At 46.7% G+C, this 13466-nt stretch carries 12 protein-coding genes; 8 read left to right on the forward strand and 4 right to left on the reverse strand.

From position 1 onward, the window contains the following. From KE626_RS33155 to KE626_RS33190, 8 genes are all read left to right on the forward strand, one after another. The gene (locus KE626_RS33155) at positions 1-1137 is read left to right on the forward strand and encodes a glycosyltransferase (protein WP_211977386.1); all 1137 of its coding nucleotides are present in this window, start codon (positions 1-3) and stop codon (positions 1135-1137) included. A 119-nt stretch (positions 1138-1256) separates the two neighbouring features. Then, a complete protein-coding gene (locus KE626_RS33160; RefSeq protein WP_211977387.1) occupies positions 1257-2282 on the forward strand; it encodes a GHMP family kinase ATP-binding protein in 1026 nt (341 codons plus the stop codon). A 27-nt stretch (positions 2283-2309) separates the two neighbouring features. Next, entirely contained in the window at positions 2310-2888 is a 579-nt protein-coding gene (locus KE626_RS33165; RefSeq protein WP_211977388.1) for a D-sedoheptulose-7-phosphate isomerase, read from the forward strand. Then, entirely contained in the window at positions 2885-3583 is a 699-nt protein-coding gene (locus tag KE626_RS33170) for a nucleotidyltransferase family protein (protein WP_211977389.1), read from the forward strand. Before KE626_RS33165 ends, KE626_RS33170 begins: the two co-directional genes overlap by 4 nt. Before the next feature lie 69 nt (positions 3584-3652). Beyond that, positions 3653-4174: a D-glycero-alpha-D-manno-heptose-1,7-bisphosphate 7-phosphatase gene (locus tag KE626_RS33175; protein WP_211977390.1), complete on the forward strand. Its 522-nt coding sequence runs from the start codon at positions 3653-3655 to the stop codon at positions 4172-4174. A gap of 26 nt (positions 4175-4200) precedes the next feature. Further along, positions 4201-5172 carry a hypothetical protein gene (locus KE626_RS33180; RefSeq protein WP_211977391.1) on the forward strand — a complete coding sequence of 324 codons (972 nt, stop codon included), beginning with the start codon at positions 4201-4203 and terminating at the stop codon, positions 5170-5172. Positions 5173-5319: 147 nt separating this feature from the next. Next, positions 5320-5691, forward strand: coding sequence for a VOC family protein (locus KE626_RS33185; RefSeq protein WP_211977392.1), 372 nt, complete (start codon positions 5320-5322; stop codon positions 5689-5691). Between the two features lie 10 nt (positions 5692-5701). Beyond that, a complete protein-coding gene (locus KE626_RS33190) occupies positions 5702-6127 on the forward strand; it encodes a MarR family winged helix-turn-helix transcriptional regulator (protein WP_211977393.1) in 426 nt (141 codons plus the stop codon). Positions 6128-6178: 51 nt separating this feature from the next. On the opposite strand, the gene KE626_RS33195 is transcribed toward KE626_RS33190, so the two are convergent. The 4 genes from KE626_RS33195 to KE626_RS33210 form a co-directional block, all read right to left on the reverse strand. Beyond that, positions 6179-7930, reverse strand: a complete 1752-nt coding sequence (locus KE626_RS33195) for a RagB/SusD family nutrient uptake outer membrane protein (RefSeq protein ID WP_211977394.1) — start codon at positions 7928-7930, stop codon at positions 6179-6181. An 18-nt stretch (positions 7931-7948) separates the two neighbouring features. After that, positions 7949-11419, reverse strand: coding sequence for a SusC/RagA family TonB-linked outer membrane protein (locus KE626_RS33200; RefSeq protein ID WP_211977395.1), 3471 nt, complete (start codon positions 11417-11419; stop codon positions 7949-7951). Between the two features lie 137 nt (positions 11420-11556). Further along, a complete protein-coding gene (locus KE626_RS33205) occupies positions 11557-12693 on the reverse strand; it encodes a FecR family protein (RefSeq protein ID WP_211977396.1) in 1137 nt (378 codons plus the stop codon). A gap of 51 nt (positions 12694-12744) precedes the next feature. Continuing rightward, on the reverse strand, positions 12745-13338 hold the full coding sequence (locus KE626_RS33210) for an RNA polymerase sigma factor (RefSeq protein WP_211977397.1): 594 nt from the start codon (positions 13336-13338) through the stop codon (positions 12745-12747). Positions 13339-13466: the final 128 nt, after the last annotated feature.

Genomic DNA, 13466 nt, shown 5'->3' on the forward strand with positions numbered 1-13466 from the left:
ATGGCTAACAAAAAGAAAATACTTATTTTAGGTACAGCCTACCCTTTCCGGGGTGGGCTGGCTGCTTATAACGAGCGACTGGCGGAAGAACTGCAACAAACCGACGACGTGGAAATATGGACGTTTACCGTGCAGTATCCGAAGCTCTTCTTCCCGGGTAAAAGCCAGTTCTCTACCGATCCGGCGCCCAAACATCTCCGGATTACCCGCCTGATCAATTCCGTGAATCCGCTAAACTGGCTGATGGTTGGTCGCAGGATCCGGAAAATGAACCCGGACATCATCATTACCAAATACTGGTTGCCGATTATGGGACCTGCCCTCGGCAGTCTGCTCCGGCTTGGCAAAAGAAAACATACAAAAGTAATCGCTGTACTGGATAATGTGGTGCCGCATGAAAAACGCCCCGGCGATGTGGCTTTCACCAAATATTTCCTGAAACCTGTAGATGCTTTTGTGGCCATGAGCCAATCAGTACTCAACGATCTGCGGGTATTTGAGCCGGTAAAAAAAGCCTCGCTCATTCCGCATCCCATTTATGATAACTACGGGCCGCTGATCAGCAAGGAAGAAGCCCGCACACAATTAAAACTGCAACCCGGCAAACGCTATATCCTGTTTTTTGGTTTTATCCGGCAATACAAAGGGCTCGACCTGCTGCTGCAGGCTATGGCCGATGAGCGCATGAAAGAGCTGGATGTTCATGCCATCGTGGCTGGTGAATATTATGAAGATGCAACGCCTTACCTGGAACTGCTTAACAAGCTGCAACTGGGCGACCGGGTGCTGATGCATACGGACTTTATTCCAAACGAAGCCGTTAAAAATTATTTCTGCGCTGCCGACCTGGTGGTGCAACCTTATAAGAGTGCCACCCAGAGCGGCATTTCGCAGATCGCCTATCACTTTGAAAAGCCAATGGTAGTAACCAATGTAGGCGGACTGGTAGAAATGGTGCCGGATGGCGTGGTAGGATTCCAGGCCGAACCGGATCCCGCCGCTATTGCCGCGGCTATTGAAAAATATTTTGTAGACAACCGCGAGGCAGATATGGTAGCAGCACTGCGTAAAGAGAAATTACAATACTCCTGGAGCCGGCTCGCAAAAGAAATTCATATTTTAGCAGCGGAAGGCTGAAAGCTGAAAGCAAAAAGCTATTGAAGCGAGTAACAGTGTTAAACAATATCCGATATTATCAATCGCTTCAATAGCTTTTTGCTTTCAGCTTTCAGCCTTCCGCTTAAAAACAAAGCATCATGATTTTTAGAAGCAAAGCACCTTTACGTATAGGCCTTGCCGGTGGTGGTACCGATGTAAGTCCGTATTCGGATTTATACGGTGGCGCCATTCTCAATGCTACCATCTCTTTATACGCCCGCGCATCCATAGAGCCGCTCACTACTGGGCAGGTTGTTTTTGACTGTGCCGACAGAAGAGAAACCGCGACCTATGATGCCGTATATCCTTTACCGTTAGATGGCAAACTGGATATTCTCAAAGGTGTGATCAACCGGGTACAGAAAGACTACGGACTGTTACCCGCCACCGGTTTTAAGCTCACCACTTTTGTGGATGCACCTGCCGGATCAGGTCTTGGCACCTCTTCTACCCTGGTGGTAGCAGTGCTGGGTGCTTTCGCCGAATGGCTGAAATTACCGCTGGGAGAATATGATATGGCACACCTGGCGTATTCAATTGAGCGGGAGGACCTGCAACAGGCCGGGGGCAAGCAGGATCAGTACGCGGCCACCTTTGGCGGCGTGAACTTCATGGAGTTTTACAAAGGCGATAAAGTGATCGTAAACCCGCTCCGTATCAAGGAAATCAACCTGCATGAACTGGAAAACAACCTGGTACTGTTCTATACATCTACCAGCCGCCTGTCATCTTCCATCATCTCCGAACAACAAAAAAATGTAACCGATAAAAAAGATGCCTCCATTGAAGCCATGCACCACCTGAAAGAACAGGCAGTGATGATGAAGGAAGCATTGTTACGTGGTACCATCGACAAAATCGGTGAGATCCTGAACTACGGTTTCGAATATAAAAAGAAAATGGCCGAAGGCATTACCAATCCGCAGCTGGATGAAATATACAACGCTGCCCGCAATGCCGGCGCCAGCGGCGGTAAGATTTCGGGAGCTGGTGGTGGCGGATTCATGATCTTCTACTGTCCCAAAAATACCCGGTTTGCCGTAGTGGATGCGTTAAGCGGTTTTGGTGGTGATGTAAAACGCTATACCTTTACCAATCACGGTATCCAAACATGGAGTATTTAAGATTACACCAAATCAAAAATTTGCGGGATGAAACAACACATAATCAACAAGCTGCAGGCCAGCATGGCCGTTAAAGAAGCCATTTGCCAGGATGAACCGCTGTTAAATACGATCAGACTGGTGGCAGATACCATTACGCACAGCCTGCAAACAGATCACAAAATCCTTTTTTGTGGTAATGGTGGCAGCGCTGCAGATGCACAACACCTGGCCGCCGAATTTTCCGGTCGTTTTTATAAAGACCGCCAACCACTGTATGCGGAGGCATTACACTGTAATTCCTCGTACATGACAGCGGTAGGCAACGACTATGGCTACGACCAGGTATATGCCCGTATCCTGAAAGGATCAGGCCGTCCCGGCGATGTGCTGGTGGCTATTTCCACTTCCGGTAACTCAGCTAATATCCTGGAAGCGATTAAAGTGGCAAAGGAACAGGGTATGATAGTGGTAAGCATGACCGGCAGTACCGGGGGAAAAATGAAAGAAGGTAGCGACTACCTGATTAACATACCTTCCACCGATACGCCACGTATACAGGAAGCACATATCACGGTAGGACATATCATTTGCGAAATAGTAGAAAACAACCTCTTTGGTGCATGACCCACGAATGTATTGTACTTGCCGGAGGTTTAGGTACCCGTCTGCGCAGCGTAGTAGCAGATAAACCCAAGTGCATGGCGCCTTTGGGCAAACATCCTTTTTTATATTACCTCCTGCAATACCTGCATAAACAGGGTATCAGCCATGCCATATTATCACTGGGCTACCTGTCGGAACAGGTGATAGACTGGTGCAACAGCGTGGAACTACCGCTTCGTGTATCCTTCACCGTAGAACCGGAACCATTGGGCACCGGCGGTGGTATTATCCACGCGATACCTGCACTGGAAGGCAAAGAAGTATTTATCGTAAACGGCGATACCTATTTTGACGTAGACTTCCCGGCGTTTTACCGGTTTCACCAGGCGCATCAAAGCCCGTTATCGCTGGCGCTGAAGCCTATGCAACAATTTGACCGCTACGGCAGTATTGAACTCGACGCGCAACAGCGTATCACCGCTTTTCACGAAAAACAATTCCGCGAAGCAGGGCTGATCAATGGCGGTATCTACCTTACCAACAGTGATTTCCTGCATAGCCTGTCGCTGCCTGAGAAGTTTTCCTTTGAGAAAGAAGTGCTGGAACCCGGCGCCGCCGCGGGACAACTGTACGGTTTTACCAGCGATACTTATTTTATAGATATTGGTATTCCGGAAGACTATGAAGCAGCGAAACAGCACCTTACAGCCCAATAGCAGCACAGATCTTCCGTATTACCAACATGACATACTAACTGCTAAAAGCTAACAGCTAACCGCTTAATCATGACTTTATTTCTCGACCGGGATGGTGTGGTGAACGACGAAATCCGCGATGGATATGTGCTTCGTCCGGATATGTTTCATTTCAGTGAAGGCGTATTAGCTGCTATGCCATTGCTGGCCAAACACTTCGACCGTATTCTGATGGTAACCAATCAGCGTTGCATTGGCCGCGGACTGCTCAGCCCGGAGGGACTACAGGAAATACATACACAGATGCTGCAACAAATTGAACAGCATGGAGGCAGGATAGACAGGATCTATTTTTGCCCGGACCTGGACAACAGCAGCCCATGTCGTAAACCTGCTACAGGAATGGGGCTGCAGGCTAAACAGGATTTTCCTGAAATTGACTTTTCGAGTGCAGTAATGGTAGGAAACACCCTAGGTGATATGCAGTTTGGAAAAACACTGGGTATGCAAACGGTATTCATTCCGTCTACCAGCCCGGAAACACCTTTTCCTCACCCCCTTATCGATCAGCGTTATCAAAACCTGCTGCAGTTTGCACAGGCAATACAATAATTTTTATCCGGAACCGTATAATAGATATGGCAAAAAAATCACTACTGTCACTTTTACTGCTCCTCGCCTGTTTACTGACCTACGCGCAGCAACCGGATGCTGCCGGCCTTAAACAACTCAAACACGACCAGGATACCCTCCAAGTACTCAGTGAAGACATATTCAGCGGTAAAGGCGATGACGGGCGGGAACGTGCCAAGGATGCCTTTATACCTATGCTGGTACGGGCGCTGAAAACAAAGTATTCGTTCCGTTTTCCATTCGATTCACTCAAAACAATTGCCATCAAATATCCGCAGGACAGTGCCTTCCGCATATTTACCTGGGCACTGGAACGCGAAAATGGCTTTTACAGGCATTTTGGCGCCATACAGATGAATACTGCCGACGGACAACTAAAGCTGTTCCCGCTTTTTGATGCATCTGACTATATCACCAACCCGGATACCATCAGCGACAACAAGTCCTGGATGGGATGCCTGTACTATAATATTATACACCGTCATTATTTTAACCAGGAATTTTATACCCTTTTTGGCTGGGATGCCAACAACCCGCGCAGCCAGAAGAAAATAGTGGAGATGCTTACATTTAAAAACGGCGCTCCTGTATTTGGCGGGCCATTCTTTAGCTTTGCTGAAGATAGCACGCCCAAGCCTACACGAAACCGCTTTATCATTGAATATAAAAAGGAAAGTACCGCTACGCTCAACTACAATAAGGAACTGGACATGATTGTATACGATCATCTTATTTCAGAAACCAATGAGCCGATGAAAAAATTTACCTACGTATCCGATATGGATTACGAAGGCTTTAAATGGCAGGCCGGCAAATGGATGCATGTCAATAAGATTTTCCACGATGCCATTCCTATGGGCAAAGGCGCTCCTACTCCACAGCCGCTGGATCAGAAGAAAAAAATTATGACCCAGCCTAAATCGGCAGAAGACTATGAGCAAACACCCAAGAAACCAGCAACAAAGAAAAAGCAGTAATTAACCACTACAACCCTCTTTCACGGCTCCTGGCAAAAAAAACGCTCTTTTTTTGCCTTCTCCCGAAAAAAAAATTAAAAAAGAACGATCATTCGATTATATTTGTGTCTTAAAAGAGCGAACATTCATTTATTAACAATACCCATCATGCAACTTAATCACCTGAACCTCAGCGTAAAAGACGTACCTGCAACACGTACTTTCTTTGAAACCTATTTTGATTTCCGCAACACTGACCCAAAGCCCAACGACAGCCTGTCTGTTTTAACAGGTCCCGACAACTTCCTGCTTGTACTGATGAACCAGCGATTCAACGATCAGGGTAATCACGCGTATCCGGATGCATTCCATATCGGGTTTTACCTGGAAGATAAAGATGCTGTAAACAACATGTATCAACGCTTACAGGCCGGCGGTATCGTGCTGGAACAGGCCCCTCAGCCCATGCGGAAAACCTTCGGTTTTTACCTGCATTTCGATCAGATTATGATTGAAATAACTACTCCTGTTAAAGATTAAAATCAATTTTATGTCAACGGATATTGCCAACAAACTACCCATAGGCTGGTACTTAAAAGAAGCCGACAGCCTTATCACGCATTTTACCAACACCACCTTTGAAACATATGGCATCAACAGGTTTCATTGGCAGGTACTGAAAAATATCGATAAACACGAAAAAATAAGCAAAGCATTGTATTACCACCAGGTAAACAGGTTTTTGTCAGAAGCAGAGCTGGAAGACGTGTTAGACTCATTATGTAACCGCAACTGGGTGCAGCACGAAGGGGATATGTATTCCTTCACCGAAACAGGCAAAACCGCTTACGCAGATATCGCTGCCTTACAGGATGGGAACCATCAGAAAATATTGAGCGGCACTACACCGGAGGAATACCTGGCTACCATTAATTTCCTGGAAACGATCATCAGGAATATGGGCGGAAAAATCTAAAATAAATCGTGGCCCGAAGATGTCATCGTCTTCAGACCACGATTGTATTATCTACAGCCCGTCATTCCAGTTAGGATTTTGGGTAAGATTAGGATTCAATGTCCGCTCCTGTATAGGTACAGGGTACAGGTAATCCCTGTTTTCATTAAAGCCTTTGGCAATATTGCGGTTCACCATCACCGACCCGCCTGATGTACCATTTTCCAAATCTATTTCCGTGCCCAGCTTCAGATAGGCAGGGCCTTTAGGGCCTGATGGTTTGGTGCCTTCATAGATCACTACATCTGTTTTGCCATCGTTATCGAGGTCGTAGGAACCAAGGCCCGGAAAATACATCCCTTTGAACGAGCGGGTCAGCATAGTGCCTTCTTTCCATCTGCAGATATCACTCCAGCGGAAGTTTTCAATCACCAGCTCTATCCGGCGTTCACGGCGGATTTCAAGGATCACACCACTGATATTCTTCATGGTGTAACGCGCCGCTTCATAAGGATCGGGATTAGCATTGGATGCTGCCACATTGAGGTTGGGCATACCTACGCGGTCGCGCAACAGTTTAATGGACTGGTCTATATCGCCCTGGCTCAGTTGTCCCAGTTCCGCCTTTGCTTCCGCATAGTTCAGCAATACTTCCGCATAGCGGAACACCGGCATATCATTATCGTTCTTTACGTAAGAGTCCTGGGTTTCATCCGTTACATATTTAATCAGATGATAGCCCGTTACTGCCGCCCCAAAATCAGGAACCAGTTTATTGGTATTGCCGATACGTGCATATCCCGGTGTACGGATGGTTTGGGCCAGCCTTGGATCACGATCCTGGCACTCTGCATAAAATTGTATTTTATCAAAGTTGGGTTTATCTGTAAATCGGCTTCCGTCTTTCATCAGGTAGCTGTTTACAAAACTCTTTTCCAGTCCGGGTTGTCCGTAAGACGCCGTAATCGTATAGTAGTTAGCGTTATGATACAACTGTAACCCTGCACTGTATTTCCTGCTTAAAATAATTTCATCTGCATTGGCCGTTTTCACCGAAAAAAGTTCCCGGTAAGCATTGGCTGCAGTGCTTGTATAAACGCGATATTGACCGCCTGCCATCAACTGGGCCGATGCATCCGCTGCAGCCTGCAGAAATTTATTCTCATCGGGTAAATTGAAATTGGATTCCTTATGATATTTTCTGAAAGTGCCTTCGTACAAACAGATACGTGATTTCAATGCCAGCGCAGTCCATTTGGTGATCAGCTCATTATTTTTTACAGCATCCAGCGATACAATGGCAGAATCAATATCGGCCATTACGGAGTCCATCACCACTTTACGGGAATCTCTCGCTTTATGCAGCAACGCGTCATCGGTAACATCCAGTGGTGTGTTGTACCATGGCACGTCTCCGAATTTTTTCACCATCTCAAAATAAAACCAGGCGCGGAAAAACTTTGCTGCGCCAATGTATTTTCTCGTGGTGGCATAAGGCAATACCTTGTTGCAGTTGATCAGGAAATAATTGATCTTTCTTAACTCTGTCCAGCTCCAGCCCCCACCGGTAACAGGGATCTGCCTTTTTCCCGTCAGGAATTCGGATACACTCGATTTTACAACGTTATCCATGTCTTCGTTATAAATCGTTTCCGCATCCGGCACCATGGTGTACATGGAGTTAATATATAGTTTCAGATCTTTTTCTGTTTTAAAAAAGTTTTCGGGAGAAATTTTCGCCAGCGGCTCTCTGTCCATAAATTTATTACAGGCGCCCATCCCCATGGCCAGCAGGCATATGATAAGTAAATTGATCTTTTTCATCGTCTTTGCTTTTACAAATTAAAAAGTGATATCCAGTCCCGCCGCAAACGTTTTGCTAAAAGGGTATACGCGGCCATTAGCATCCGTTCTTACCAGGTTAGGATCGCTGGATAACTGCTCCGGATCCAGGTATTTGCTTTGCAGCTTGCTGAAAGTGAGGAGGTTTTCACCGCTGAAATAAATGCGGCAACGGGTCAGCTTCACCCGCTTCATCAGCGATTCCGGCAGGGAATAACCAATGATCAGGCTTTTCAAACGGATGTAGGCCAGGTCCTGCAGGTACTTGTCATTGTTTTCCTTCAGTGAACCGTTATCGTTCAGTGCAATGTATCCTCTCAGCCTTGGAAAATAGGAATTCGGGTTTTCAGGACTCCATAATTTATCCGCAAAATCCTTTGGAATAAAAGACATGTAAGGACGGGAAAACGGCCCCCAGAATTTGTCAGCATTGTTGCCGGGATACCAGTTCTGGCGACCTACCCCCTGGAAGAAGAAGCTGAAGTCGATACCATGCCAGTCCGCTCCTCCCCTGATACCAAACGTATACCTGGGTAGGGAATTACCGATTATTTTCTGATCTCCATGATCTGCAAGCGTATTTTTTCCCTTGCTGATCACACCATCTCCATTCAGATCCCTGAATTTAAGATCACCGGCACGAAGCTTACCCCACTCACCCGGCGCAGAAAAAATATTGTTGCCTACCTGCGTTTGGTCTACCTTCCAGTCTGCCGCTTCTTTATCCGATCCAAAATAACCATCTATGCTATACCCCCAGATATTGCCCAGTTGCTGCCCGGGATAGTAATCACTCAATATCTTGTAAGGGTTATCAAACTTTGTAATTTCTGCCTTAAAATCACCTACGTTAAAACCCACATTATAGTTAAACGGCTTGCCCGCTACTACCAGGGTATTGCGCCAATCCATATTTATTTCCCATCCTTTGGAGCGCAGGTTTGCGGCGTTCTGCTTTGGTTCGCCGGCGCCAAAAACAGCTGGCAGGGTCATCCCCTTGGTCAGCATATCATTGGTATTACGCACATACCAGTCGAACGTAACATTGAACCGGTTACGCAGGAAGCTCATGTCTACCCCAAAATTGGTGGAGTTTACTTTTTCCCAGGTAAGATCGGGGGAAATAGGTCCGGGTAAACTCACATATTGTGTACGCTTACCTTCTGTGATGTAGCCAATGGTTCCCATTCCCATAATTGGAATATAAGGGTAGTAGTTATCCCGCACATCCTGGTTGCCTAATGCACCATAGGAAGCACGCCATTTAATATCATTGATCACTTTTTTCACCGGGGCAAAAAATGCTTCTTCACTCATTCTCCACCCGGCTGATACAGAAGGAAAGAATCCAAAACGACGGCTGGAAGGAAAACGGGAAGAGCCATCGTAACGGCCATTAAACTCCACCAGGTATTTATCGGCGTAGCTATATGCGGCTCTTCCGAAAGTACCCAGCAGGGCCAGTTCCTGGCTGTTGCTGTTTACCGTAGCATCGCCGCTGCCAAGCGCCACTTCATTCAGGTCTTCTGATAAAAGGTCTTTACGCGCCGCATACAGCATCTTATAACGCTGCAGTTCCTGGTTTACACCAGCAGTGAGATTAAGGGCATGTTTACCAAAATGTTTGCTATAGTTACCATAGAGGTTCACCACATGAACCTGCCGGCTATCGTCCTGCTGCCATAGTTCATCGTTGTTTACAAAGCTAATGATGCCGGGGAAAATAGACCAGGGCGCTGCTGTTTGCCGGTGATAGCTGTTTCCATCTACTACGGTTAAGGTATAATTGGCATTGATATTAAGATCCGGGTTGATTTTAAAAACAGCACCAATGCTGCTCACCAGCTCATGCTGTTTCACGGCACCCTTGCTTTTACCATGCAGCAGGTCTGCGTATATACCATCGCCGATCGTATAATTATTCAGCTCTGTGCGGTAAGTGGCGGTTCCATCGGGGTTTACAGGTACATATGACGGTAACGCATGTACGCTAACGGAAACAAAGTTACTGTTCACGCCGCTGCCCGGGTATGTATAGTCGTAGGCGTTAAACTGTGTATTGCTCGTTAATGTTAGCCAGGGTTTTACCTGGGCTTCCACCTTTGCGCGGAAATTATATGAATTATAGATGTCCTGCTGTATCCGCATCATGCCCTTTTTCTGATATACTCTTCCGGACACCATGTAATTAATTTTCTCTGTGCCACCGCTTACATTCAGACTATGCTCCATGGAAGGCATCTGGTCGCGGAACATGGTATGCCACCAGTCGGTGTTACCATAATAGATATACATATCCTTCCCTTTGCGGTTTTGTACCACTACAGAAGGCAGGGTGGGATCAGTTTTTCTTTTCAGCAGTTCGGCATAATCTTCATCTGTATAGCCGGTATATGTTTTTCCAAGGGTGATTTTAAACGCTTCATCATTTAATATGGCGGCATCGTAACCGCTGGTAACAAAATCGGTGCGCGTGGTAGGATTCGCCCAGCCATAGTTGGTACCGTAGCTGATCTGCATTTTGCCCGACTTCCCTTTCTTAGTGGTCAGCAGTATTACACCAAAAGCGCCACGGGCGCCGTATATCGCGGCTGATGAGGCATCTTTCAGCACCGAAATAGACTCGATATCGCGTGGGTTTACGGTATTAATATCGCCGGGGATACCATCTATCAGCACCAACGGAGCACCTCCGGAAATAGAGGTAAAACCGCGGATGTTCAGGGTGGCGGTACCACCCGGGCGACCATCGCCAAAGTTTACATTCAGGTTGGGAATAGCGCCCTGCAGGGCCTGGCCTACATTGGCTACCGGCCTGCTTTCGATCACACTGGCATCAATCTGGCTGACTGCCCCGGTGAGGTTTACTTTCTTTTGTACGCCATAACCTACTACCACCACATCTTTTATACGGGCCCGGCTGTTTTGCAGCGAAATGGTCAGAAAAGCATCACTGGCAATCACCACTTCCCGGGTATCATAGCCCACGTAGGAGACGATCAGTACATCTCCCGGCTTTACCGCTGCCAGGGAAAATCCGCCGCCGGCATTGGTCACAATCCCTCTCTTGGTGCCTTTCAGGAATACCGTTACACCTGGTAAAGGTTCTTTACTTTCCCCGTCGATCACCTTTCCTTTTAAACCAAATTCCTGTTCACTTTTCGGGTAGATGACCAGCAGATCATTTACCACCCGGTACGACAGCGTGGTAGGCGCCAGCAGGGAATCCAGCAGATCATCTGCCGGCCGCCCCGTTGATTCCAGTGAATCCATATGATAATTATCGGCCTCTTTTGCATCATATACCAGGCGCAGGTGCGTTTGGCGGGCGATCTGTTTTAAGATAGTGTTAAGATTGGTGCCGGTTACTTTCAAAGAAACACTCTTTTTCAGGCTTTGTCCCTCCAGGTTTTTAGCCCATAAAGACAAGCTGGTTACGGCAAAACAAGCTGTCAGCAGACTTAGGCGCATAAGATAACGGATTGTAGAATTGCTTACTACATTTTTCATAAATTTGAACAGTTTTTATGTTGAATTAAAAACACGCTGCCGCATCCGGTAATTAGCGTTACGGAAGGATTCGTCAGCAAAACAAGTGACCGGTTATGTTAGCGCATAACCGGTTTTTTTATAATTGAATAGATGAAATACTCATTGTTCTTCTTTTGGTATGACAGTCGATGTACGAGGCATAATGCATCCAGTACTTCTGTTAATGTGTGACTACGGGTAAAATCACCGGAAACCCTATATTGCTGCAACGCGGGTGTTGCCAGGTGAATATGCACCTGGTAGGCGTTTTCCAATGCTTCCACTACTTCTTTCATTGTGCTTTGATGAAATACCAGCACGCCGTCCCACCATGAAGAGATCCTGCCGGCCGGTTGGGAAAATGTGCGAACACTATTATTAATAGTATTAATTTCAATGCCTTGTTCCGGCTGTAACAGCCGGCTGCTGTCGCGGGTATTTAAGCGGGTGGTTACTTTAACTTTTCCCGTTTTTACCGCTACTTTAACGCTACTAACGTTATCGGTTACACGAATATTAAAAGAGGTACCCAATACAGTGGTGGTGGTACTGCCGGCATGTACGGTAAATGGTGTGCCGGCATTGGTTTTCACCTCAAAAAACGCCTCCCCTGCATCGAGGAAAATTTCCCGTTTGTTTTTGCCGAAAGGCATGTTATAATATAAACTACCGGCACGGTTGATCACCACCAGCGAGCTGTCGGGCAATCTTACTTTCCGGATGGCGGTAGTGGCCGTTATCCTCACCCGGTATTGTGGCTCCGGCGTGTTCTCCGCTACCGGCGCAGGCTTGACGGCAGTTGAATGCCAATAATAATATAAGGATATGATACCAATACCAAATATTACTGCTACGGCTATACGCTGTAACCATGGGATCAGCCGGCGTACAGGTGTTTCGCGCAATTTCCGGTCCCGGATGGTACTTTCTGTGTGCGGCACGCTTGCTTCCTGCAGTCCGTTTACCGGTGCTGCCGAATAAAGTCCGTTGTTCATCTCCTCTTCCCTGCTCTTCACCGCACCGGCCAGATGCCCGCTATGATCCCTCAAATGCTGCAACATATCTTCGCGGATCACCAGCAACTCCGCCTCTGAAAGGTCTACCGGGTTATCTTCCGTAGCCGCCAGCCAGGCTTCAATCATCGCCTGATCCATTGCGCTGGCTTCTCCCCTCAGATATCGCGCTACAATATTTTTAAATTCGGATGTACTCATGCTATAGTGAAGCAATAAAATCCGGCCGGTAGTACCATTTTTAAATGTTAACTAAATGTTAAGGAAATAAATGATGCCGGGAAACAGCAGAGGAATTACGGTGGCTTCTTTTAAATGCGTACGCAGGCGCAGCAAGGCTTTTGACAATTGGTTCTTTACAGTTTGCTCGGACAGGTCCAATTCCTGCGCTATTTCAGCGATCGTTTTATGCTGTTGCCGGCTCAACAGGTATATCTCTTTCATTTTTGGCGGCAAATGATTCACAGCTACCGACAAAGCATGTTGCAGCTCCTTTTCATTCATTATATCGATCGTGGCCGCCTCTACGGGCAGCGGCATGTCCGCCATGGCTTCAGTACCGGAGGTCTTCCTGGACTGGGCTATCTTCGTCAGTAATTCATATCTTACGGCTGTAAACAGATAAGTACGCAACGAAGCCGTTAATTGCAACGTGTTCCTTCGTTTCCACAGGTTAATAAAAACATCCTGCACAGCGTCTTTCGATTCATCCTTATTTCTAAGACGTTTGTAGGCAAACAGAAAAAGCGGCTGCCAATACCGGTTATACAGCACTTCATATGCAGCGCCATCATCGGCTGCAACAAGTAGTAATAATTCGGCTTCGGCTAAGTTTTCGTATTTCATCCCAACAATAAAAATATGGATAGGTGCAAATTAAACATCCATATTAAGATACTGTTTTATTTAATTGTTAAGGGAACAATTTCTGCGGAGGCAGAAAGCGTAAAGCAGAAAGCAAAAAGCTATTATAG

Source organism: Chitinophaga hostae (assembly GCF_018224885.1).
GTDB classification, from domain to species: domain Bacteria; phylum Bacteroidota; class Bacteroidia; order Chitinophagales; family Chitinophagaceae; genus Chitinophaga; species Chitinophaga hostae.